Origin of the sequence: Streptomyces sp. NBC_01142 (assembly GCF_026341125.1) — a bacterium.
Lineage (GTDB): Bacteria > Actinomycetota > Actinomycetes > Streptomycetales > Streptomycetaceae > Streptomyces.
Genome location: NZ_JAPEOR010000002.1, coordinates 1758062 through 1781175 on the forward strand (window position 1 = coordinate 1758062; position 23114 = coordinate 1781175).

Here is a 23114-nt window from a genome sequence, read left to right on the forward strand (position 1 = left end):
CCACCCCCCTTTCAGGTGCCGTGCACAAGGCGACTGGTGAACTTGCGGATGAGCAGCAGGAGTACGAGACGCACGAGGAACACCGCACGTACGGGTCGAGGAGGAGAGCTGCGCGCATGGCCGCCACAGAGCGCCTGACGGAACGCCAGGACAGCTTGTTCGTCTACGGAAGCCTGACCTTCACCGAGGTTCTCGACGCGGTGCTCGGCCGGGTACCGGAGCACCGGCCCGCCGCCGCCGCGGGATGGCGGGCCGCACCGCTGCACGACCGGCCGTTCCCGGGGCTGGTGCGAGGGGACCGTGCCGTCGCCGGCCTGGTGCTGAGCGGCCTCTCCGAGCAGGAGTGGCAGCTCGCCGACGACTTCGAGGGGCCGTTCTACGACCTGGTGCCGGTCGCGCTCGTCGCGGGCGGCACGGCGTCCGCATATGTGTGTGCCACGGACGAACTGGTTCTGCCCGGCGACTGGGACCGCGGCCGCTTCGGCGCCCGGGAGCTGCCGGCCTATCTGGAGCGGTGCGCCGCGTTCCGGGCCGGGGCGTTCAGATGAAGCCCTGGTCCTCGAACTCGGCGACGACCTCGGGAAGTTCGAGCGCCCCCAGGGTGGAGAACAGCCGGACGGTCTGCGTGGCCGAGGTGCGGGCCGACTCCTGTATCAGCGACTCGGGCAGCACCTCGGCCACCACCTGCCGCGCCGCGTCCTCGGCGAAGCCGTACCCCTTCAGCTCGCCGCGCATGGCGTCGACATCGGGCCGCAGGAAGGCGTGGATGAGCTGCGGGACCATCAGCGCCGCGGTGCGCCGCTCGCTCCGGCTCAGCTGCCCCCAGAGATACTTCAGAAAGATCGCGAAGTAGGTGTGGTGCCGTCCCTCGTCCAGCGCATGGTCCCGCAGCACCTCGCGTACCGCAGGGACGACGTCGGCGTCCTGCGGCAGCTCCATCAGAGATCCCGATATCAGTGTCTCCGAGACGATGACGAAGAGCAGCTCCGTCAGCGAGCGGTTCTCGGGGCCCGCCGCCTCCTGCATCTCCTGCAACCTGCGCATGAAGTACGGCACTTGGGGCAGCCGGGGCTCGATCCCGGTCTGCCTGCGCACCTGGCGCAGGAGGTCCATGGAGAACAGGGCGTGATAGGCCTCGTCGCAGTACACCTTGTACGCGTCGAACTGCATGTCCTCCGGCAGCGCGACGCCGACGGTCCCGTGGGCGATCCCCAGGGCGGTCCTGTTCACCACGAGATGCTCGAGTTTCATGGTGAAGTCGAGGTAGCGGTAGAGGTGCTGGATCAGCACCTCGTCGTAGAGGTCGGGCCTGAGGTCCTGGATGTACTTGTGCCGGGCGAGCGGCACAAGATCAGGGGAGAAGTAGGGGCGCGCCGCATCGCCGTCGCGGAGCTGCCGCCGCTCGGTGGAGCGGACGCTGGCGCGGGCGTCCCAGGACCGGAAAGGACTGTTGTAGTCGGGGACTTCGGGAACGGCAACGGGACCGGAAGCAGGAACGGGACCGGGGCTGGGGCTGGGAACAGGGCTGGGGACGGATCCCGCCGTTGTTGTCGCTGCCGACGTCGCCGAGTCGAGGATCATCTTCTTGGGACAGTACGACAGGGCACTACAGCCAACGAACAATCCAACAATTCCACACATATCAGACTCTTTCGGATGCCCGGTGCCGCAGGCGGCGCCGGTAGAGGGCCGTCGAGTTCGTGAGGAGCCGCCGCGCAGCGGCTGCCGGGCTGTGGCGGGCTAGATGGCGCGTACAGCGAAGACCGGGAGGGACAGACGGTCCCGTCCTGCCAGGCCGGTCAGTTCAAGGATCACCGCGCAGCCGGCCGGCACGGCACCGGACTGCCCGACCAGCTTCGCGGCGGCGGCAGCCGTGCCACCCGTGGCCAGGACATCGTCGACAATCAGCACACGCGCTCCGGCGGGGAGTGCCTCCTCCCCCAGCTCCAGCGTGTCCGTGCCGTATTCGAGCTCGTACTCCACCGCGTGCACCGGCGGGGGCAGCTTCCCGGGCTTGCGCAGTGGCACGAAGGAACATTCCGCCGCCTGGGCGATGGCCATCCCCAGCAGAAAGCCCCGCGCCTCAATGCCCGCAACATGGTCGAACTCGCCGCGGAACCGGGTGATCACGGCGCGCGCGAGCCGGTCCACGAGCCAGGGCTGCGTGTAGACGGGCATCAGATCCTGGAAATCCACGCCCTCAATGGGGTGGTCGGGGATGTGAACGGTGTGGGCGGCCACCTGCGCGGCCAGGTCGTCCCGGGCCGGTTCCAGTACGCGGCTCTCGGTGACGACGGCGGTTACCAGCTCCCCCGGAGTGACGTCGAAGGCCGGGTTGTAGACCCCCGCTCCGGCCGGGGCCGTACGAGTGCCTGCCACCGAGGTCACTTCGTCGGCCCTGCGTTCCTCGACCACGATGCCCGAGCCGCTCTCCAGAGCTTCGTCGACGGTGGACTCCGGCGCGACGACCACGAGCGGGATGCCGTGCCGCGCCGCGGCGAGCGCAAGACCGTAGGTACCGATCTTGTTGGCGACATCCCCGTTGCGGGAGATCCGGTCGGCCCCGACCAGCACCACGTCGACCAGCCCCTGCGCCATCGCGAAGGCCGCGGCCGAGTCCACGCAGATCCGGTACGGAACGTCGGCCTCGGCCAGCTCCCAGGCAGTGAGCCGCGACCCCTGCAGCAGCGGCCTGGTCTCGTCGACCAGCACCTCCACAATCCGTCCGCGCTCGGCGAGTTCGAGGATGGCGCCGAGAGCGGTGCCCCCAGCCGCTGTGGCGAGGCGACCGGTGTTGCAGTGCGTCAGCGCGCGCAACGGCCGGTCGGGGCAGAGCTGTTCGACGAGATCCGCGGCCCGGCGGGCTGCCGCCCGGTTCGCCCGCGCATCCTCGGCAAGGATCGCCTCGGCCTCGGCCAGGATCGCCTGCGGGCCTTCGGGCAGCCGGGTCAGCACCCGGGCCACGGCCCAGGAGAGGTTCACGGCGGTGGGCCGGCAGTCGGCGATGCGGGCGGCGTCGGCCCGCACGGCCGCCTGGGCACGCTCGTCCAGGGCGCCCACCGCGGGACTGCCTTCTGCCGTAGCACTGCCCCCCTGAGCGTCGCCCCCCTGAGCGCCCTCTGCCGTAGCGCTTTCTGCCGTTGCGCCTTCTGCGCCGTGCCGGAGGGCCGACAGCGCCACCCCGAACGCGCCGGCTATACCGATGGCGGGTGCGCCTCTGACCGCCAGGGTGCGGATGGCATCGATGACGCCGTCCACCGTGGTCAGCCGCAGCGGGCTCTCCTGATGCGGCAGCGAGCGCTGGTCGGTGGTGAGAATTGCTCCGCCGTTCCAGGAAATCGAGTACTTCAACGTTCCCCCTGCTGTGCCGAGTTGTGACTCGTCGCCTGCTTCCGGCCGTTGAGCCAATCACTGGACAGCCCGCCGACTCAACGTCTGACCGGCACCTGAGCCTGTCCGGCTGCGGACACGGCACACCAAGGCCAACCCCTTGTTGCGGCGGTGGGACGCCGTTCGGCCATCTACTGGTACGCGGCGCAAGGAACTCGCCAAGTTGTCTATACCCGTTGGACTGCTATCCGTGTCACTGCATACTTATGCCGCAATGTGTGATCACACGGTGTGCCGCACACCTGACCCATCGTGATGCGCCGAGAGGCCGGCGCGTCGCCACGGTTCAGGAGGGGAATCGCGGCACGTTACATCGTCCGTCCACACCGATAGGGGAAGTAAGTGCACAAGACGACTGGCAGGCAATGTCTTTCCTGCCTCATATCAGCCACCTCGTCGCACAAACCATCTCGCAGTCATGACGTGTCCCGCAGTCATGAACCGTCTCGCGGCCCTCGGCCGTCGCGCAGCCATCGGCTGTCCCACACTCCTCAGCCGTGCGGGGACCTCGCCTGGCCGAGTGGCGCGACCGCCGTGCCGCCCCTCACGATCAGCGGGAACGCGGCTCGCCGTCCGGCGGCTGCCAGCGTCCCAGCAGTCCGAGCTCCATGGCACGGATGCCGGCCTGGAAGCGGCTCTCCGCGCCCAGTTGCTCCATGACCTGACCGATCAGCCGGCGAAAGGTCCGGGGTGAAACCCCGAGCGACCGGGCCATCGCGCTGTCGGTGCGCCCCTCGGAGAGAAGCTGCACAATGGCCAGCCCTCGCTCCGACAGCAGATGGCCTTCGGGCTCGGACTCGGCGGTACGCACAGGCTGTGCATCCAGCCAGCAGAACTCGAAGACCTCGCGCAGCATCGACACCAGTTCGGGGCCGCGCAGCTCCAGAGCGGCGGGCTCACCGTCGGTCCCGTTGATCGAGGTGTAGGCGATCGCGTCGTCGATGACGATGAGCCGGAAGGGAAGTGACTGCGCGACCCGGACTTTGACACCGGACTCGGCCAGCGCCTCCAGATGGGAGCGCCCGTGCGGTACCCGCGTCATCGAGGCGAGATGGATGGATCGCATGGCCACACCGCGGTCGAGAGCCCGCTGATTGCGCGGCCTGCTGTCGGCGAGGTCTTCCGGTGACAGCGGAATCCCGGGGTGCATGCTCAGCACCTTGCGGCGGGCGCGGTAGGCGGCGCCTTCGAGTGCCGCCGAGATTGGCTCGTAACCGCGCAGCACCTTCCACTGCGGATGGTCGTCGTCGCCGGCGTGCAGCCGGTCGCTCAGCGCTCTGACGATCGAGGTCGTGGACTTCTGGAACTGGATCTGCCCGGCGAGCTGTTCCTGCTGGATCTCCAGGAGCCGTGCGTACACAAAATCCGAGGCGCCGGGTACCAGGGTCCGCCCGCCGAGCCCTGCGCCGTCCTTCTCCCGGATCAGCCCCGCCGACAGGAGCCGCTCCACCACCTCTCCGGTCTGCCCCTCGGATATCCCGAGCCGCTCGGCCAGATCACCGCGGCACAGAGATTTGCCCGAGGTGAGGAGGAGTTCCAGCGACGAGAGTTCTCTCGCGCCTATCCTCTCGGACGCCTGCGGCTCAGAGTGCTGATCACCTGTCATCACGGTTCCTCCGACTGTCGCCCGCGTCCTCCTCCGGGTGGGCGATTCTAGCGATCCGTGCAGATCAACCCGCATGTCAGGGGCTGTTTCCGGTCCTGCGGGGACAGCGTGGCCGGCGGCCGCGACGATCACGCCAGCGAGGCGGCGACCAACAGCGCGAATGCCGCGACGATGAGCACCGTACGGACGAGGTGGAGCTGGTTCCAGCGGGACTCGAAGGCCGCGCGGACCTCGCTGTCGGGGATCGGCGGCGAGGCAGACTCGGACGAGGCAAGGGCGTTGTTGAGCGGAACGTTGCCGCCGATGGTGATGAGGTGGTTGAGGACACCGCACACCAGGCCCGCGACAATCAGCCACAGTTGGCTGTCCGAGCGGTCGTCGACCGGGACGGCGAGGGCCACAGCGGGGAACGCCACCAGTCCGACGAAGACCAGCAGGAACACAGCGCGCGGCACGGACTCGTTGATGCGGCGCATGGACGCGACGAACTGGTCGTCCGACAGCCGGGCGAGCGCAGGCATGATCCCGGTCTGGAAAATCAGCATGAATCCCGCGTACAGGCCGTTGCAGACAACGGCGAGGGCGAGCAGAAGGGTGGCCATGACCACATCATGACGCGGTGGGGCGGGTGTTGCAGCCGCGTTTCGGGTAAGAATCGAAAACGCCGGGTCTGCCCTCAACCGCTCAACCGCTCAGCTCCTGAGGGCTGAGCCCCTCAACCGCTCAGCCCTCAGCCCTCAGCCCCTCAATCGCTCACCCTTTCAGCCGCTGCGCCTGCTCGATCGCCTCGGCCAGCTGACGCACCGCACTGTCCTCGGTCGAGCGCGCCAGCTTCCCGGCCCGCTCGGCGAGCTCACCGAGCCCCGGTGCTCCCGGCATCGAACCGCCCCGCAGCGATTCGGCGAAGTACGCCGCGACCGCGGTGACCTGGAGCCGCTTGGAGGCTCCGTCCCACAGCGCGCCGTCGACCGCGTCCGTCTCGACCGATCCCGTCTGCTCGTGCGGTGCCCGTGTCCTCGGGTCGAGCCAGCGCACGGTCGCCGTCGCGACATGCCCGCTCGCGCCCTCCCGGAGCCGTACGGCATACAGTGCCGTCACCGTGTGGCCCGGCCCGACCTCACCGCCGTCCACCCGGTCGTTGCGGAAGTCCTCGTCCTCGACCGCACGGTTCTCGTACCCGACGAGCCGGAACTGCTTGACCGTCTCCCGGTCGAAGGCCACCTGCGCCTTGGCGTCCCGCGCCCGCAGTTCGACATGCGTGGGCAGCTGGTCGACGAAGACCTTCCTGGCCTGCTCACTGTTGGAGACGTACGTGGTGTGGCCGTCGCCCTTGTCGGCGAGCCGCTCCATCAGCGCGTCGCCGTACTCACTGCCCACGCCGACACCGAAGAGCGTGATGCCGAACTCGCTGCGGGCGTCCTCGATCCGGTCGAGGATCGCGTCGGCGTCGGTCTCGCCGGTGTTGGCGAGGGCGTCCGAGAGAAGGACGACGCGGTTGGTGGCTCCACGCCTGCGGCCCTCGACTGCCTCGTCGTAGCCGGTCCGGACACCGGCCTCCACGTTGGTGGAGTCGGCGGGCTCCAGGCTGTCGATCACCGTGTGGATACGGTCGCGGTTGTCGTCGACGCGGGTCATCGGCAGCCGCGTCTCCGCCTCGTCGCTGAAGGTGACCAGGGCGATCGAGTCGTCGTCGCGCAGCTGGTCGGTGAGGATCCCCAGCGACTCCTTGACCAGGTCGAGCCGGCCGGGCTCGGACATGGAGCCGGAGATGTCGATGACGAAGGTGAGGGCGGCGGGCGGCCGTTCGCCCTCGCGCCCGGACGGGCGGGTGGAGAGCCCGACGCGTACCAGGGACCACTCCTCGCCGCCGCCCTCGCCCTCGCCCTCGGAGCCGGAGGGGCGCGCTCCGTCGACGGTCACCGAGAAGCCATTGCCCTCCGGCCGCGGGTAGTCCTGGCGGAAGCCGTTGATGAACTCCTCGGGCCGGATGTCACCGGCCTCGGGGAGCTTTCCGTCCTCGAGCGTGCGGCGGGCGTAGCCGTACGAGGCGGTGTCCACGTCGAGCGCGAAGGTCGACAGATAGTCGGCCGGCGGCCTGGACTCCCGGAAGGCGTCGCCCTTGCGCTCCGTCTCCGTCCCGCCCTCCACCCCCTGGGCGGGGGCTCCTCCGCCGCCGTCCGGCGCGACCGGCGCGGGTGCGGGCCCGGCACCGTCGTCGGCCCGCTGCTTGCCCTTGCTGTAGCCGGCGCGGTCGTCCTGGCCTCCGCCGCAGCCGGCGGTCAGCAGGAGGCTGCCGGCGAGCATCACGGCCGCCGCACCCCTGTACGTCCTTGCGCAGAGCTTCATCCGGACTCCCCCTTGGATCGTCAGCACTTGTGAATGTGACGTTCGAGGCGGCAAGAAGGAGCAGACGAGGACGTTGCGGATGAATCTCAATGCGGCAACGGCGGACGGGAGTTACCCCGTTCTGCCCCACAAATCCCCCACTCGGGGCCCACCTCGGCGTGCCGCGCCGCGTCGGCGGAACCGAAGGAGCTGGCAAGGACTCGCCACTACCGAACAGGCACTTGTCACGGTACGCAATCGTATGCGTACATGGAGTGGCGGAGGACGGCTCCCAGGGGAGGGGCCGCGCGGATGGCGGGGGTGATCGGCCGTGACGGTTGTTCCGGGCTGCGCGCTCGGCCGGGAGGCCTCCCGGTCTGCCCTGCGGGAGGTGCCGGGGCAGCCCGTCCAGGGTGTGGCTCGGGTGACCGCGGCCCTGACCGACCTGGTCCGCTCCGCCCGCCATGAGCTCCTCAGTTTCGACGACCCGGCCGGCGCCCTCGGCCACGGCATCCCGGAGCCCTTCCTCGAGTTCGCCGCGGCGTGTGTCCGCGCGGCGGCCGTGCAGGCAACGACAGTCCGGCGGATCGCGCCCCGCCACGGGCTGACCCACCTCCCCGCGCCCTGGCTCTGCCCCGGTGGGGCGCGGGTGGCCGACTCCATCCCGTTCAAGATGGTTGTCGCGGACCGCACGGTCGCCGCGGTCCCTCTCAACCTCGAACTGCACTACAACGGCGTGCTGCTGATCCGCGACCCCGTCATCGTCCAAGCCCTGGTCCGGGTCCACCGCTCCTGGTGGGACAGCGGCGACGAACTGAGCCGGCAGGCCGCGCCCGACGCGCTGCCGCCCCATCTGCAACCGGTCCTCCAGGCCATGCTGGCCGGGCTCACCGACGAGACGGCGGCGACCCGGCTCGGCATGTCCGGGCGTACGTACAGCCGCCGTGTCGGTGAGCTGCTGGCCACCCTCGGCACGACGAGCCGTTTCCGCGCGGGAGCGGAAGCAGCTCGTCGCGGCTGGGCGTGACGGGACATGAGGCGGTGCATACCCTGACCGACCTGACCGACCTGACCGACCTGAGCGGCGCGGACGGCCTGACCAACCTTGGCGGTACGGATGGCCTGGGTGAACGGATGGCCTGGGTGGCTCGGGCACGGCTCCGGGACACGGCTCTGAGAACACGCCTGGGACACGACCCCTAGGACACGATGTCCTTGCGGGCGAAGTGCCGGAAGGCAAGCGCGAACAGCACCAGGGCGTACGCCACCGAGACCGCCGCGCCCTTCACCATGCCGCCCCACTCCAACTGCGGCTGGAGCGCGTCGATCCAGGCGAACTGCCAGTGCGCGGGCAGCACATCCCGCCAGGAACCGAGCGCGGTGACCGCGTCCAGCACATTGCCGATGATCGTCAGCCCGACCGCTCCGCCGACCGCGCCCAGCGGGGCGTCGGTCTTGGTGGAAAGCCAGAACGCCAGTCCTGCGGTGACCAGTTGGGAGACAAAGATGAACGCGACGACGAGCGCGAGACGCGGCAGCGTGTCGCCGGTGGCCAGGGAGCCACCCGTGGGCAGCTCCAAGGGCCCCCAGCCGTACGCCGCGGTGCCCGCCGCCAGAGCGACCACCGGCAGCAGCACCATCGCCGCCGCACTGAAGCCGAGCGCCACCGCCAGCTTGGACCACAGCAGCCGGGAGCGCGGGACCGGAGCGGCCAGGAGATAGCGCAGGGAGGACCAGCTCGCCTCCGATGCCACCGTGTCCCCGCAGAACAGCGCCACCGGCACCACCAGCAGGAAGCCCGCCGAGGCGAACAGCGCGGTGGCTGCGAAGTTGGCGCCCGACGCGGTGGCGGTGTCCATCAGGGTCACCCGGCCGCTCTCGGAGCCGTCCGGCGACCCGCCGATCGCAAAGGCGGCGATCAGCACCAGGGGCAGGGCGGCCAGGACGCCGGCCATCACCAGCGTCCGCCTTCGCTTCAGCTGCCGTACTGCCTCGACGCGCAGCGGCAGTGTGTGCCGTGCCCGGTAGCCCGGGGCCGACTCGACCAGCGCGCTCATGCGGATCCTCCGATCAGGGTGAGGAACGCGTCCTCGAGGCGGCGGTGCGGACCGACGCCCGTCAGCGGCACGTCCAGGCGGACGAGTTCGGAGATCATCGCGGTGGCGGTGGCCCCGTCGAGACGTACGAGCAGACCGTCGTCCGTGCGGACCGCGGAGCCGATGCCCGGCAGCGCGGCGATCTTCTCGACCATCGGATCCGGCAGTTCGACAGCGGTGGTGACGAGCAGGGTGTCGCTCTCGCCGGTGATCTCCGCGACCGGTCCTGCCTGCACCAGCCGTCCGCGGTCCATGACCACCAGATGGGTGCAGGACTGTTCGACCTCCGACAGGAGGTGACTGGAGACGATGACGGTCCGGCCTGCGGCCGCGTACCGGATCATCACGTCTCGCATCTCGCGGATCTGGGGCGGGTCGAGTCCGTTCGTCGGCTCGTCGAGGATGAGCAGATCCGGCATGCCGAGCATGGCCTGGGCGATGGCAAGCCGCTGGCGCATGCCCTGCGAGTACGTGCGTACGGCGCGGGCGAGGGCGTCGCCGAGGCCGGCGATCTCCAGAGCCTCCTCGATATGCGCGTCGCCAGGGGGCCGGCCGGTTGCCCGCCAGTACAGCTCCAGGTTCTCGCGTCCTGACAGATGCGGCAGGAAGCCCGCGCCCTCGACGAACGCGCCGACCCGGGAGAGGACGGGCGCTCCGGGCCTGATGGCATGACCGAAGACACGGATCTCGCCGTCGTCGGGGCGGATGAGCCCCATCAGCATGCGCAAGGTGGTGGTCTTGCCCGCGCCATTGGGGCCGAGGAGGCCGAGCACCTGGCCCTTCTCGACACGGAAGGACAGCTCCCGTACGGCGTACCGGTCGGCGGACTTGGCGTACTTCTTGGTCAGCCCGGTGATCTCCAGAGGCACTTCCGCGAGGTCGGCGTCGGGGGGCGGGGCAACGACGCGGCGGCGGGCGGTGATCAGCAGCCCGGCCGCCACCAGGGCTCCCGCGGCCGGGAGACCCCAGACCCACCAGGGCAGCCCGGCCGCCTGGGTCTGCACGGCGGGTGCGGTGGGTACGGCCAGCGCGGCGCCGTCGAGAAGTTCGACGGTGTACGAGCCAGGGTCGGCCGGAGACGCGTAACCGAGGTCGGTCGCGGACAGGACCAGCCGCAGCCGGTGCCCGGAGTCCACCTCGTGGTCCACGGCGGGCAGGGTCAGCTGGACCTCCTTGCCCTGCTCGGCGCCCTCGACGCGGACCGGTGCGACGAGCTGGGCCGGCAGCACCTGCCGGCGGCCGTCGGGCGCGACGTCGTACACCTTCGCGAAGAGGACGGCGTCCCCGTTTTCGGCGGTGACCTTGACGCGGACGGTCGGCGAGCCGGTGATCCGCACGGACTGCTGGAGGGGCCGGGAGTCGAAGCGGGCGTACTGCCCGGGGAAGTCGAGGGAGAGGCCGAGGCCGAGCGAGGAGAGCTGGGAGACGCCTCCGCCGAGACCCGGGACCGCGGAGATGGCGGGCGGGTTGGCGCCGGCGGGGTTGTGGAAGGTCTGCTTGCGGCCGGTGAGCGCGACCTGCCGCGCGCCGCTGTGCAGACCGGTGTAGCGGTCACCGGTCGCGCCGCGCAGCAGAGCCTGGCCGTCGGTGGAGTCGACGCCTCCGGTCCGGCTGACACGGAAGGCGGGTCCGGTGGCCACACCCTTGTCCTGCTTGAGATACCGGTCGAACCAGGAGCTGATCCGGCCCTCGACACGGTCGGTCTCCCGGTCCCCGCGGTCGTGGCCGCCGGCGATCCACTCGACCGAGACGGGCGCGCCGTTGGCACTGATCTTCCTGGCCATGGCGTCGGACTGTGCGAGCGTGAAGAGCGAGTCGGACTGGCCCTGCACGATGAGGGCGGGGACCTTGATGCGGTCGCCGACCGCGGAGGGGCTGCGGCTTTCCAGGAGGGTACGGGCGGCGGCGTCGGGCTTTCCGGCGACGGCGACGCGCTCGTACATGGCACACAACGCGGGCTCGAAGCGCCCGCATCCGCCCGGGTTGGCGGGGCCGGGAGCCCGGGGCGCCCCGGTGGCCCCGGCCGCGTCCTCGGCCGTCGACGATCCGGCCGAACCAGCCGCTCCGCCAGATCCGCCGTCCGGTGCGCCGTCCGGTGCGCCGTCCGGTGCGCCGTCCGGCGCGGGCGCGTCGGCCGAGTCCGGCGAGCCGGTCGCCGCCATCGAGCCCGTCGAGAAGAAGATCCCGGCCCAGAGCTTCTTGAAGACGTCGTCCGGGAAGAGGGCGTCGGCCAGGTTCCAGTAGGTGATCTGGGGCGCGATCGCGTCGACCCGCTTGTCGTGTCCGGCCGCGAGGAGGGCGGCCGCCCCGCCGTACGAGACACCGGTGACACCGACGCGCGGGTCGCCGTCCGCGTCGAGTTGCACCTCGGGCCGCTTCGCCAGCCAGTCCATCAGCCGCGAGACGTCCTTGCCCTCGACGTCCGGGTCGTTGAGCCCGATCCGGCCGGTGGACTCTCCGAAGCCGCGGGCGGACCACGTCAGCACCGCGTATCCGTCGCGGGCCAGCTTCTCGGCCTGGGCGCGTACGTCGTCCTTGCTCCCGCCGAAGCCGTGCCCGAGCAGCACGGCGGGCCGGCGGTCCTTGCCGCCCGTCGTGAAGTAGGAGGTGTCGATCTTCGCCCCGGGCATCTCCTGCACCCGGTCCTCACGGTGCACGGCGGGTGCGCTGTCATCGGCAACCGCGGTCCAGGTGCCGGCGCCGCCGAGGACGGCGAAGGCGGCGACGCCTGCGAGCCATCGGCCGCGCGGCCGGGGAAGTCGGATCTGCATGCTGGAAACCCTAAGCGGAGCACCCATACGGTTTCGGCTGCCGCCAGGCGGAACTCACGAGCCTCCTCGAGTAGTACGCAGTACGGTCGCCGTACACCAGACGCGGTATGCACCGCCGCCAGAGGAGACCGTATGGACATCCGGCGCGCGACCACCGTGGCCGAGCTCACGGCTGCCGAGCACCTCTACGACGGTCCGGCGCGTGCGGAGTGGGCCGAGCGGTTTCTCGCCGCACCCGGGCATCTGATGCTGATCGCGTATGCCGACGGGACACCGGCCGGGATGGTCTCGGGCATCGAGATGCTTCACCCCGACAAGGGGACGGAGATGTGCCTGTACGAGCTGTCGGTGGACGAGGCGTACCGCAGGCGGGGCATCGGGCGGGCGCTGACCGAGGCACTGCTCGAGGTCGCGCGGGAGCGGGGCTGCTACGACATGTGGGTCGGCGTGGACACCGGCAACGATCCGGCGCTGGCGACCTACCGTGCGGCGGGGGCGAAGCGCGACGGGATCTTCACGATGCTGACATGGGAGCTGCACACCGGCTGAGGGGACCGCGCCGATAGACCAACCCGCCCTGTTCCAGCGGGAGTTCGCGGCCCGACCCTCGTCGATTCTATTGTCATGCCCTCATCTTGTGGCGCAGGTCACAGCGCGAGACTCTGGTCCGCGCAACGGCACCACCTGGCACGATGCACAACCCGTCCTTGTCCGTGATCGGTCAAAGAAAGGTTCAGATGCACGAGATGAGAGCCACTGCCCGTCGCTTCGGGGCGCTGATACCCGCAGTCGCCCTAGCGGCCGGTCTCCAGTTCGCCGGTGCCCCCACTGCGCAGAGCGCACCCCTCGGCGATCTTCGTCTCGCCCCCACTGCAACTGCCGTACAGAACAGCTGGATCGTCGTCCTGAAGGACGGCACGACGCGCGCCGCCGATCTGGGCGTCACGCCGAAGCACACCTACCGCAGCGTCCTCCAGGGCTTCTCCACCACGATGTCCAAGGCAAAGGCCGCCGGCCTCGCCTCCGACCCGCGTGTGGCGTATGTCGAGCAGAACGCCACGGTCCGTATCAACGAAACGCAGCCCAACGCCACCTGGGGCATCGACCGTATCGACCAGCGGAACCTGCCGCTGTCGAAGACCTACACCCACAACACCCCGGCGTCGAATGTGAACGCGTACATCATCGACACCGGAATCCGCACGTCCCACAGCGAGTTCGGCGGCCGCGCGAGCGTCGGCACGGACACGGTGGGCAGCGGCCAGAACGGCCAGGACTGCCATGGCCACGGCACCCATGTCGCGGGCACGGTCGGCGGTAGGACGTACGGCGTCGCCAAGGGCGTCAAGCTCATCGCCGTACGCGTCCTGGACTGCAACGGCTCGGGCACAACGGCCGGTGTCATCGCGGGCGTCGACTGGGTGACGGCCAACGCCAAGAAGCCGGCGGTGGCGAACATGAGCCTGGGCGGCGGGGCGAACGTCTCGCTGGACAACGCGGTGAAGAAGTCCGTTGCCTCGGGAGTCAGCTACTCGATCGCGGCGGGCAACGGCAACTTCCTCGGTCTGCCGCAGAACGCGTGCAACTTCTCCCCGGCGCGGGTCCCCGAAGCGATCACGGTCGGCGCGACGGACAGTTCCGACCGGCGGGGTTCCTTCTCCAACTTCGGCACCTGCCTGGACCTGTTCGCACCGGGCGTGAGCATCACATCGGCGTGGAAGGACAACGACACGGCGACGAACACCATCTCGGGCACCTCGATGGCTGCCCCGCACACAGCGGGCGTCGCGGCGCTCTATCTGTCGGCCCACCCGACGGCGACCCCGGCCCAGGTCCGGGACGCCGTGGTGAACAAGGCGACAAGCGGCAAGGTCCAGGACCCGCGCGTGGGTTCCCCGAACAAGCTGCTGTACTCGCTGTTCTAATCCGGGTCCAACCGGCGTTCAGCCGGGGTCCGACCTGGTCCAACCAGGGTCCGGCGGGCGTTCAGCCGGCCAACTGCCCGAGGAGCTCCTCCCCAGCCGGGTACGGGCGCTCCTCGGGCAGCAGTCTGTCCGCGGCCTCCAGTTCACCGTCCCGTACGAGGGCGTGGATCCGGCGCGCCTTCTCGGTCACATCGGTGATCGACACCGTCCACTCGTCCGCATACCGCCGCGAGGCCTCACCCGACAGCCCGAGCTGAAGAGAGCGGTACGGCAGCGGGTTGAGCCGCAGATCCCGCTCGGGGTCCCACTGCACACGTGCCGGGGCGCGCTTCAACTCCCGCTTCCAGGTTGCCTGGTCGGGGTGCACGTCACTGTCATAGTGCGAGAGGCAGGCATGGCGCAGCGCCCAGTCGAAACCCGCGCGAGTGATCTCGACGGCGAGGACCGTCTCCTGGTCCTCCTTCGTGCCCCAGCCGCAGCGGTACATCATCCACAGGAACGACGGCTTGATCCAAGTCAAGCCTTGTTCACAGTCCTTTCTGCGGCTGGCATACCTCGCGGGATCAACGTTGCCAAAGGCGACCGCTGGGGCACTGGCGCCCGGTACAGCCTTAGCTACCCTCCAGTAAGGGTGACCTGCAGGGATGGTCCGAGCTGGTTGCCTTTGACGAGTGGATATGCGAGACGGCAGTTGCTGGATAGAGTCGTCTCGTTACAACTGGTTGTGGGGACAACCAAAGTGCCTTTCGGCTGCCAACGTCCTGGGGAGGGCCTGCAGCACATGAGTCGTCGCTCTACTGGTTTTGTCGGCGTGTGGGCCGAGATGCAACGGCAACAGCAACGCCAACTGGAAGCCGAAGCCAGACAGCGGAGACAAGAAGCTCAGCAAGCGCGGGCCTATCAGCGACGAGCTGCCCAGAGCCACCGCGAGTACAGGCAGGCAGAGGCGCTACGGCGCACGGAGGAACTGGACGCACAAGTTGCGTCACTGCAAGCTCTTCTCGCATCGGGTTGTCAAGCCCCGGCTTTCAAGGCCGCCTCACTCATGCGCCATGAGGAGGTCCAGCCCTTCGCCCCGGGACCGTTGGCACAGCCCGTGCCCATGCCGGATTTCAATCAGTACCAAACGCAGAGCGGTTGGACCGCGAGTCGCCGGGCTCAGGCGCAGGCCGAAGCACAGGCGCGCTTCGAGCGGGACTGGCAGGCTGCCCAGGCCGCGGAGGCTCACCGACAGCAACAGCTGGCGTCGTACCAGCGGGAGTACCAGCAGTGGGCCGATGCTCAGTTGGCTGAGGTACGTGCGCACAACGCCGGCGTCGTCGCAATATCCGAAGGCGTAAGGCGCCGGGATCCCGATTCCGTGGTCGAGTACTTCTCCGCCGCTCTCTACGCCTCAACGGCGTGGCCTGAAGGTTTCCCGCGTCAGGTTGCAGCAGCCTACGACCCGGCAGCCCGGCAGTTGGTTCTGGATTGGGAGTTGCCCGCCTACAGCATCGTCCCTGAGGTCAAGTCCGTTCGGTACATGTCCGGGGTCGATCAGGACAAGGAGACCCCCCGTCCGGCAGGCCAGCGTCGAGCTTTGTACAGGGAGGTACTCGCGCAGTGCATGCTGCTTGTATTGCACGAGCTCTTCGCAGCAGATGAGCTGGGTGCGCTTGAGTCGGTGGCCTTGAACGGGTTCGTCGATGGACACGACCCTACGACGGGCCGACCGGGCCATATCTTCCTCGCAACTGTCATGGCCTCGCGCTCTTCGTTCCGTGACTTGCACCTGGCGCAGGTGGACGCAGGTAGTTGCCTGGCTGACGCTCTGCGAGGACAGGTCTCAGCCAGGCCGGACCAACTCACGCCAGTACGGCCGAGTCGGCGGCCGCAAGACGTAGGGAACCGCGTTGTCGCCCACGGCAGCGATGAGGAACCGGATCTGTACGACATGGATCCGGTCGCATTCGAGAATCTTGTCGCCGATCTCTTCCGGGCCATGGGGATGCAGGCGGTGACGACCCAACGCTCAAACGACGGCGGTGTGGACGTCGACGCCCTGGATCCGGCACCGATCCGAGGCGGCAAGATCGTCGTGCAGGTGAAGCGCTACCGCAACACGGTGCCTCCCACTGCCGTGCGTGACTTGTACGGGACTGTGCAGGACGCTGGCGCCAACAAGGGTGTCCTCGTGACAACGTCAGGGTTCGGCCCTGGCTCACACACCTTCGCCAACGGCAAGCCGCTGGAACTTATCTCAGGCACTGAGCTCGTCGACCTGCTACATCGTCATGGGCTGCGTGGGCGACTGGGCGAGGGTAATCGTCAAGCCGCTGTGCAGCCGACACCGTCGGGTCCGGACACTCGTTTGCCTGACGACTACAACGTCCTGGGCATGTCGTGGTCGGGAAGCGTCGCCTTGGACGTGTGTGCTCTCGTCTGCAGTGGCAACCGCGTCCTCAGCGACGAGCACTTCGTCTTCTACAACAACCCGCAGACCCCGGACGGCTCAGTGCGGGCTCTTCCCGCCGCTGCGCCGGACAAGGCCGCGATCTGCATCTCCTTCGACGGGCTGCCAGAGGAGTCTGATCGGTTCGTACTCGTGGCCGCTATCGACCCAGAGGTCAACCCAGACGCCGACCTCTCCGGCTTCACTGACGCCTGCATCCGGCTGCTCGATCCGGGGATGGCCGAACTGGGACGGCTTGAGGTCTCCGACGGCCGGCCGCGTGAGACCGCCTTGGTACTCGGCTCTTTCCGCCGAAGGCCCAACGGGGACTGGGACTTCGTCCTCGGTGGCAAGGGCTACACGGGCGGCCTGGAGGAACTCGTTGAGAATTACGGCATCGACGTGGAGTAGATCGCCTGAGTCCGGATTGCCGCTAGCAGCATGGATGGGGGTTGTGAACGAGGCTTCATGACCCATGTCAAGTCGCGTTCATAGTCCTTTTCTGGGTCTGTGCACACTGCCAGCTCGGTGCCGCTAAGAGCCACAGTGCTGGCACTGACCGCGTCATGCAGCCGCCACGCCTCAATCACGATGACCTTCAGCAATGGTCAGGCCGGGTCGCTTGAACGCGGCTTGATGACCATGTCGAGCCGGCTTGATGATCGTCCGCGGATTCCATGGACGAGGAGGCGCGATTGGCTATACGAATGAAACCGTGTACTCACTGCGCCAGCGTGACAACCGACGGTCACTGACCGAGCGCCTTTTGCTTTACATGCTGCCGGGCCTGGCAGTTGCGATTGGGGCCTTGCTGGGGCTCCTCACGTCTGACCACGTCTCCCCTGTCCTGGTGGTCCTCACAGCCCTGGTCATGGTGTGCGGATTTGCGGTACCACCGGCGGTTGATGCGCTTAGCGATCGAGTTTCGAGGCGGGCGCAGCACCAGCAACTGCTGGCTCATAGGTCTGATACCGCGGCTGCGCAGCGGGCGGAGCAGTTGCGCAGTCACTTCCACCCTAGAGGGCGTGGAATTCTGCCTTCGCTCGTGCGCGAGGGCTCATACTTCATGGGTCGGCTTCGAGTGCTGCGTGAGCTGGTGGACTGGATCAACGGCGCCGGTCTGGACGTTGCGTGGTCTCGTGTCGTGACCGGTGCCCCGGGATCCGGTAAGTCAGCGGTTCTCGGAAGGCTGGTGAGTCTGGCCGATGCCGGACAACCCAATGAGGTGCTTGCCACCGCACCAGCCGGGACGCGACCGCCGATCGGCTCCATCAGCATGGCGGTGCACGTACGTGGCCGCACGGCAGACGAAGTGGCCGCCGAGATCTCACAGGCCCTGACGATCGACGAGGGGACGTGCAGCGGTCTCCTCGCACATCTCCGCGAGGATTTCGAGCATCGACCAACTGTGGTCGTCGTCGATGGGGTGGATGAGGCTGCCGACGCCCATCGGCTCATCGTTGACCTACTCGAGCCGCTGGCGGCGGCGTCGGAGCGGACGGGCATCCGTCTGCTCGTCGGCACGCGCCGAGGTGGCGAGGACCATCTGCTGCGGCTGTTCGGAGCTTCGGCGCTCGTACTCGATCTGGACGAGGAACAGTATCTGGATCGACGCGATGTTGCTGAGTACGTCTGTAGCACATTGCTGGCCGATCCGGACCCGCAGGTCCGCACTCCCTACCGTGCCCGCCCTGCACTCGCGGAAAAGGTCGCTGCGGCCGTAGCAGCTCGTGCCGGCTCCAGTTTTCTCGTGGCACAGCTCACGGCGCTGTCCCTGATGGGATCTGACGAACCCGTGGATACAGGGAGCTCTGGGTGGGCGGAGACGTTTCCCACCACAGTGGGTGCCGCCATGGACCGATACCTTCGTGACGTTCAGCCGGGTGGGCCATGGTTACGCGATCTGCTGATGGCTCTGGCCTGGTCCCAGGGCGATGGCTTCAGCGACCCAGGAACCTGGGCGGCCGCGGCCACCATGCTGGGAACGGCCGCTTACTCCGAACGCGATGTCACCCGGCTGCTCCTGGACAGCGCTGCGGTGGACCTGCTCCACCGCAGCACCCACGGAGACCGTGTCGCCTTCCGGCTCTTCCACGAAGCGCTGGGCGAGCATCTGCGTCAGCTGAGCACTCGTCAGCGTCCGGCAGCCGAGGTCCACCGCCGTCTCGCGGACATCCTCCTCGAGAAACTGTCATCGTCTTCCCTTGACGCGCGGGACTGGGCGCACGCCGACAGCTACACGCGTACCTATCTGCCTTTCCATGCGGGCGAGGGCCAGGTGCTGGACCAGCTTCTCGATGACGCGGGCTTTTTGGCTGCCGTGGATCCGGCTCGCCTGCTGACGGCACTCCCCACCGCTCGCACCGGGTCGGGCCGGCGAGTGGCTCGCATCATTCAACGAGTCGGCCAGCAGCTGCTTGTGTCACCGGAGGACGAGCGCATCTGCTACCTCGAGATGGCTGCCCACATGGCCGGCGACGTGCGCCTGGCGGGCGAACTGGCAGCTACAGCTCCCGATCGTCCCTGGTCGGTGCTCTGGGCTCGCTGGGACGCTCTCATTGAGAGCCGCATGCTCGGTCACCATGACGACTACGTCCTTGCTGTCGAGACCGTTGAGACAGCGAGGGGAATCGTGGTGCTCTCGGCGAGCGCATGGGGCATCCAGGCATGGCGCCTCGCCGATGGAGAACCCATGGTGACCGGCGTACGGGAGCCGGATTCACCCATCCTCGACATGGCTACCTTCCAGCAGGGTGACGGCATCGCCATCGTGACCCTTCACGAGGATGGGCATTTGCTGCGCACGACGCCGGACGCGGCCGATCCGCAGAGGATTCTCGCGGAAGATCGTGCGCCAAACGGTGTCTGGTCGATAGACGTCGCAGGTCAATCCGTAGTGGCTACGGTCAGCCGAGATCACGTAGTCGAGGTCTTGTCCGTGAGGGACGGTCATGTGCTGGATCTGCCGCCCGTCGTGATCGGTCGAGAAGACCAAGTTCTCGTGGTGGACAACGTAGGCGGGCGGTGCCTTGCCGTGGTGAGCGGCAACAGTGGTGACATTACGACGTGGGACCTCACCACCGGTCGTCCGCTCAGTGAACCGCTGCATCCCGGAGTACACGTGCCGGGCTGGCGGAGTGACACGCCCTTCTGGGCGGCATCGCTCGCTGAGCGCCAGGACGGGCCTGTGTTCCTTCTGGGAGCTGCGGCAGGCCAGGTGATCGCTTGGGACCCAGTCCGTGGAGAGATTGTCGGGGACCCGCATCATGGTGACGCGGGAGTATTCACCACCCTCATCACGGGCCACGACAACGATCTGTGGTGTTGGGGCGATTGGAACGGCAACCTGTTCATACGTGGCGCCGCCCAAGAGGAGGTACGGCAACTGGCCGTTCATGACGGCGGGGTGCAATCGCTGGCACACTGCGAACTGAACGGTGCCCGCCTGCTTATCTCGGGAGGACGTGACGGCGCCGTACGTGCCTGGAACATCCAAGCAGCCCGCCCGGTGGTCTCTGTCGGCGACCACCACAGCGTCGTCACGGGAACCAATTCCACCCGACAGAGCTGCATCGCGTCCATCAAGGCCGACGGCTCTCTCGTGATCTTCGAGGCGGACGGCGGTGACGTCCTCGCCGAACTGAGGCGATCGGCCGAGGAAGGCTTCCGTAGCGCAGCCGTGGTGCCGGGCGACCCGCGGTCCTTCGTCACGCTGGATAGGCAGAGGCACATCACGCTACGGGTCTTCCCGGACGGCCAACCGTCATACGACTTCCAGTTGGCCTCGGACGAGGAGTGGAGGTCCATCGCTGTCATCAACAGGGAGCGGCCACTACTCCTCGTCACTGCGACAAGTGGGCGACTGGGTTTCTTCGACCTCGCCACTTGTGATGCTGTTCGGCCACCGCTGGCCTGCCACACCGGCAGCTTCGCGGTGGCTCCGCTCCCAGAGCAACCGGACGAAGCACACCGGTTCATCACATGGGACTGGGAATGCTTCCAGGCCCGGCTGTGGACCGTGACGAACGACGAGACGCGGCATCGCGACCTACCAGTCCTCAGAATGGAGGACGGCGTCACGGCTGTCTCCTTCAGCCACATAGGTGACATCCCGGTCGCCGTCGGAGTCGGCGGCGACTCTCGTCTGCACATCTGGAACACCGAAGACGGCTCCCTGATGATCGATGCCCAACTCGAGCAGGCCCATCACATGCAATTGGCCGACGTGGACACCACCCAGATCGACAGACAGTCGCTCATCCTCTCCGGCGGACACACCTGCTCCGCTGCCCTGTGGTCCGCGGAAAGTCGACGAGAGCACCATCTACGGGTCGGATCACCGTTGCGGAGCACCAGGTTCCTTCCCGGCAACCGAGCCGTCGTGGCCGGGCCACGCGGCATCATGGTTCTCAAACTGGGCTCCCGCCTGCTCAGTCGATTCGAGCACCCCTGAGAAGCAGTCATGGAGTATTCCCACCCTCTTCAGCCCAGGAAAGAGGTCATGAACGCGGCTTGATGACCCAGGTCAAGCCTCGTTCACAGCCCTTCTTGCAATGCGCGCCTCGCAGCCGATGGCCACGTCACGGTGCACCGCGTCGGCTGACGACCGACTCTGCGGCGGCCAGCGCGAGGTGCCACGGGTACGCGTCCGGTCGGCCTTCGCCCGGCTTGTTCGGAACGAACCCTCCCTCCCCATAGAGCACGTGAACGCCCATGGCGCGGAGGGTCGCAATGCTCCGGTCGAACTGCGTGTGCTGCACATACGCGGCGTTCACACACGGCATCGTGATCACGGGGATCCCCTTGCCGGTCGCCTCTGCCACGAATCCGACCACGAACTTCTCTGTGATCCCCAATGCCCATTGATTGATGGTGTTGAAGGTCGCAGGGGCCAGCACGGCCACATCGGCGGGGGGCCACACGTCGGGGTCCTTAGGCAGCTTGTAGCGGCTGCGCACAGGGTGCCCGGTCAGCTCCTCCAGCGCAGGCACCTGATCCTCCAGCCAGCGGGCGGCGGCGGGCGTCAGCCCCAGACAGACATCCCACCCCGCCGTCTGTGCCTTCTCGATGACACCAGCGACATTCAGCACCGGAGGAGCCGCGCTGCCCAGCAAGTAGAGGACTCGGTTCGCAGTCATGGCTGCAGTTCACCTTGGAGATTCGGGCTTGCGCAACTGCACACGGCCGAAGCCTTGGGGACGGTTCGCCGTTCCCCGTGCTGGTGAGACGGGTAGCGTTTCCCGTGAGCGCGCCACGAATTGGAGCCCTTCAATGCCTCTCGCCGAGGGTGAGCACACAGGCACCCGAATCGCGTACCACCGCAAGCGGGCCGGGCTGACGCAGCGCGGACTGGCTCAGAAGATCCCGTACTCGTACAGCCTCCTCACTCAGGTCGAGAGTGGCCACAAGCCTGCGAGTCCTGACCTCGTCGCCACGGTGGCCAAGGTGCTGCGCATCGACGTCACGTCGCTGACCGGTCAGCCCTATGTGACCGAACTTCAGCAAGATCGTCTGTCAGAACTGGTACGGCCCATCCGGGAAGCATTGGATCTCTACGACCTGGGACCGGATCCCGCAATCGAGCCACGTCCTACACCGCAGCTCGTGGCGGCAGCCGAAAACCTGTGCCGGCTAGTGCGGGCAACGAAGCTCCATGACGCTGCGCTCGAACTTCCCGAGGTCATCGCGGAGATCACCACTGCCGCCTACCGCTCGCCCGCTTCGGAGCTCTGGGCGGCGCTGTCCAGCACGTATCGCACTGCGCACGATGTGGCGGTGAAACTCGGCTACTACGACTTGTCCACCGTCGCTCTTGATCGGATGGACTGGGCTGCTTCCCGTGCGTCTGATCCCTTGCTGGCGGCGGTCCGGCAGTACATGCGGGCACTGGTGTACTTCCGTGAAGGCGAGTACACCATCGGCAAGCGCCTCATCGCGGCTGGTCAGAACACCTTGGGGCAGGCTCAGTCGTCTCGGGAAAGCTTCGCCGTGGCGGGTCAGCTCCACCTCGGGGCTTCGATCATCGCCGCGCGTGCTCATGACCATGGTGCCGTCACGGCGCATCTGGCAGAGGCTCGCGCGTACGCCTCCCGTGTAAGTGAAGCATCGGATGTGCTGTGGCTGTCGTTCGGTCCGACCAACGTGAGAGTTCACGCGGTATCGGCCCATATCGAGATGGGCGCGTTCGGCGAAGCACTGCGTCAGGCCGAAGAGGTGCGCATACCTGATGACTGGGCGGTGTCACGGGCTTCGCACTTCTACCTGGACCGGGCTCGCGTGCAGATGGAGGCCGGCCGCACCGAAGCCTCGTTGAAGTCCCTCATCAAGGCACGACGACTGGCTCCCCAGCAGACCCGCTATCACCCGGGAGCTCGGGAGACCATTCGCGGTCTGGTGCATCTGTCTCGACGCACTCCCGACACTCTTGATCACTTGGCAGCCTGGGTCGGGCTGTAGAACTCTCACACCTAGCCCCCGACTTTCACTCGACTGTGAAAGTCGGGGGCTTTGCGTGTCGCCAGCATGGTTGAACAGCCGGTTTACCGATCACCGGAGCCAGAGGTGGGCGAC

17 protein-coding genes are annotated in these 23114 nt (G+C 67.9%); 8 read left to right on the forward strand and 9 right to left on the reverse strand.

All coding sequences use genetic code 11. The annotated features are described in order from the left end of the window. The first annotated feature begins 116 nt into the window (after window positions 1-116). Window positions 117-548 (forward strand): gamma-glutamylcyclotransferase family protein, encoded by a 432-nt coding sequence (locus tag OG883_RS25440; RefSeq protein WP_266545113.1) that lies wholly within the window; start codon window positions 117-119, stop codon window positions 546-548. Here the strand turns inward: OG883_RS25440 and OG883_RS25445 are convergent. From OG883_RS25445 to OG883_RS25465, 5 genes are all read right to left on the reverse strand, one after another. Next, window positions 541-1581, reverse strand: coding sequence for a diiron oxygenase (locus OG883_RS25445; protein WP_266545116.1), 1041 nt, complete (start codon window positions 1579-1581; stop codon window positions 541-543). The genes OG883_RS25440 and OG883_RS25445 overlap by 8 nt on opposite strands. A gap of 159 nt (window positions 1582-1740) precedes the next feature. Then, a complete protein-coding gene (mtnA, locus tag OG883_RS25450; RefSeq protein ID WP_266545119.1) occupies window positions 1741-3351 on the reverse strand; it encodes an S-methyl-5-thioribose-1-phosphate isomerase in 1611 nt (536 codons plus the stop codon). Window positions 3352-3940: 589 nt separating this feature from the next. After that, on the reverse strand, window positions 3941-4996 hold the full coding sequence (locus tag OG883_RS25455; protein WP_266545122.1) for a LuxR C-terminal-related transcriptional regulator: 1056 nt from the start codon (window positions 4994-4996) through the stop codon (window positions 3941-3943). A gap of 128 nt (window positions 4997-5124) precedes the next feature. Beyond that, window positions 5125-5598: a DUF1772 domain-containing protein gene (locus OG883_RS25460; protein ID WP_266545124.1), complete on the reverse strand. Its 474-nt coding sequence runs from the start codon at window positions 5596-5598 to the stop codon at window positions 5125-5127. A 151-nt stretch (window positions 5599-5749) separates the two neighbouring features. Next, window positions 5750-7342 (reverse strand): VWA domain-containing protein, encoded by a 1593-nt coding sequence (locus tag OG883_RS25465; RefSeq protein WP_266545127.1) that lies wholly within the window; start codon window positions 7340-7342, stop codon window positions 5750-5752. Window positions 7343-7652: 310 nt separating this feature from the next. Between OG883_RS25465 and OG883_RS25470 the strand changes: the two genes are divergently transcribed. Further along, the gene (locus OG883_RS25470; protein WP_266545130.1) at window positions 7653-8348 is read left to right on the forward strand and encodes a DNA-binding response regulator; all 696 of its coding nucleotides are present in this window, start codon (window positions 7653-7655) and stop codon (window positions 8346-8348) included. Between the two features lie 14 nt (window positions 8349-8362). Then, a complete protein-coding gene (locus tag OG883_RS25475) occupies window positions 8363-8524 on the forward strand; it encodes a hypothetical protein (protein WP_266545133.1) in 162 nt (53 codons plus the stop codon). Here OG883_RS25475 and OG883_RS25480 read toward each other — a convergent pair. Both OG883_RS25480 and OG883_RS25485 read right to left on the reverse strand, forming a co-directional pair. Continuing rightward, window positions 8521-9378, reverse strand: a complete 858-nt coding sequence (locus OG883_RS25480) for an ABC transporter permease (RefSeq protein ID WP_266545135.1) — start codon at window positions 9376-9378, stop codon at window positions 8521-8523. The two genes, OG883_RS25475 and OG883_RS25480, sit on opposite strands and share 4 nt — an antisense overlap. Next, window positions 9375-12188: an alpha/beta fold hydrolase gene (locus OG883_RS25485; protein WP_266545138.1), complete on the reverse strand. Its 2814-nt coding sequence runs from the start codon at window positions 12186-12188 to the stop codon at window positions 9375-9377. The genes OG883_RS25480 and OG883_RS25485 overlap by 4 nt, the downstream gene beginning before the upstream one ends. A gap of 132 nt (window positions 12189-12320) precedes the next feature. Between OG883_RS25485 and OG883_RS25490 the strand changes: the two genes are divergently transcribed. Together OG883_RS25490 and OG883_RS25495 are read left to right on the forward strand one after the other, a co-directional pair. Continuing rightward, a complete protein-coding gene (locus OG883_RS25490; RefSeq protein WP_266545141.1) occupies window positions 12321-12737 on the forward strand; it encodes a GNAT family N-acetyltransferase in 417 nt (138 codons plus the stop codon). 188 nt (window positions 12738-12925) lie between these two features. After that, complete coding sequence (locus OG883_RS25495; RefSeq protein WP_266545144.1) at window positions 12926-14113, forward strand: S8 family peptidase; 1188 nt, start codon at window positions 12926-12928, stop codon at window positions 14111-14113. Window positions 14114-14174: 61 nt separating this feature from the next. Here OG883_RS25495 and OG883_RS25500 read toward each other — a convergent pair whose 3' ends face one another. Beyond that, the gene (locus tag OG883_RS25500) at window positions 14175-14603 is read right to left on the reverse strand and encodes a DUF4291 domain-containing protein (RefSeq protein ID WP_323181026.1); all 429 of its coding nucleotides are present in this window, start codon (window positions 14601-14603) and stop codon (window positions 14175-14177) included. A 291-nt stretch (window positions 14604-14894) separates the two neighbouring features. Here OG883_RS25500 and OG883_RS25505 point away from each other — a divergent pair, with 291 nt between their 5' ends. Both OG883_RS25505 and OG883_RS25510 read left to right on the forward strand, forming a co-directional pair. After that, a complete protein-coding gene (locus OG883_RS25505) occupies window positions 14895-16955 on the forward strand; it encodes a restriction endonuclease (RefSeq protein WP_266545147.1) in 2061 nt (686 codons plus the stop codon). Window positions 16956-17259: 304 nt separating this feature from the next. Then, the gene (locus tag OG883_RS25510) at window positions 17260-20997 is read left to right on the forward strand and encodes an AAA family ATPase (protein WP_266545150.1); all 3738 of its coding nucleotides are present in this window, start codon (window positions 17260-17262) and stop codon (window positions 20995-20997) included. A gap of 127 nt (window positions 20998-21124) precedes the next feature. Here the strand turns inward: OG883_RS25510 and OG883_RS25515 are convergent, their stop codons facing one another. Then, window positions 21125-21682, reverse strand: coding sequence for a flavoprotein (locus tag OG883_RS25515; RefSeq protein WP_266545153.1), 558 nt, complete (start codon window positions 21680-21682; stop codon window positions 21125-21127). Window positions 21683-21815: 133 nt separating this feature from the next. Between OG883_RS25515 and OG883_RS25520 the strand changes: the two genes are divergently transcribed. Next, window positions 21816-23000: a helix-turn-helix transcriptional regulator gene (locus OG883_RS25520; RefSeq protein ID WP_266545155.1), complete on the forward strand. Its 1185-nt coding sequence runs from the start codon at window positions 21816-21818 to the stop codon at window positions 22998-23000. Window positions 23001-23114 lie beyond the last annotated feature (114 nt).

Bases quoted from the DNA above. Each gene is read 5' to 3' on its own strand.
- OG883_RS25440 (WP_266545113.1), top strand. From the start codon at position 117: ATGGCCGCCACAGAGCGCCTGACGGAACGCCAGGACAGCTTGTTCGTC.
- OG883_RS25445 (WP_266545116.1), bottom strand. From the start codon at position 1,581: ATGATCCTCGACTCGGCGACGTCGGCAGCGACAACAACGGCGGGATCC.
- OG883_RS25455 (WP_266545122.1), bottom strand. From the start codon at position 4,996: ATGACAGGTGATCAGCACTCTGAGCCGCAGGCGTCCGAGAGGATAGGC.
- OG883_RS25460 (WP_266545124.1), bottom strand. From the start codon at position 5,598: ATGGCCACCCTTCTGCTCGCCCTCGCCGTTGTCTGCAACGGCCTGTAC.
- OG883_RS25465 (WP_266545127.1), bottom strand. From the start codon at position 7,342: ATGAAGCTCTGCGCAAGGACGTACAGGGGTGCGGCGGCCGTGATGCTC.
- OG883_RS25480 (WP_266545135.1), bottom strand. From the start codon at position 9,378: ATGAGCGCGCTGGTCGAGTCGGCCCCGGGCTACCGGGCACGGCACACA.
- OG883_RS25485 (WP_266545138.1), bottom strand. From the start codon at position 12,188: ATGCAGATCCGACTTCCCCGGCCGCGCGGCCGATGGCTCGCAGGCGTC.
- OG883_RS25490 (WP_266545141.1), top strand. From the start codon at position 12,321: ATGGACATCCGGCGCGCGACCACCGTGGCCGAGCTCACGGCTGCCGAG.
- OG883_RS25495 (WP_266545144.1), top strand. From the start codon at position 12,926: ATGCACGAGATGAGAGCCACTGCCCGTCGCTTCGGGGCGCTGATACCC.
- OG883_RS25500 (WP_323181026.1), bottom strand. From the start codon at position 14,603: ATGATGTACCGCTGCGGCTGGGGCACGAAGGAGGACCAGGAGACGGTC.
- OG883_RS25505 (WP_266545147.1), top strand. From the start codon at position 14,895: ATGAGTCGTCGCTCTACTGGTTTTGTCGGCGTGTGGGCCGAGATGCAA.
- OG883_RS25515 (WP_266545153.1), bottom strand. From the start codon at position 21,682: ATGACTGCGAACCGAGTCCTCTACTTGCTGGGCAGCGCGGCTCCTCCG.
- OG883_RS25520 (WP_266545155.1), top strand. From the start codon at position 21,816: ATGCCTCTCGCCGAGGGTGAGCACACAGGCACCCGAATCGCGTACCAC.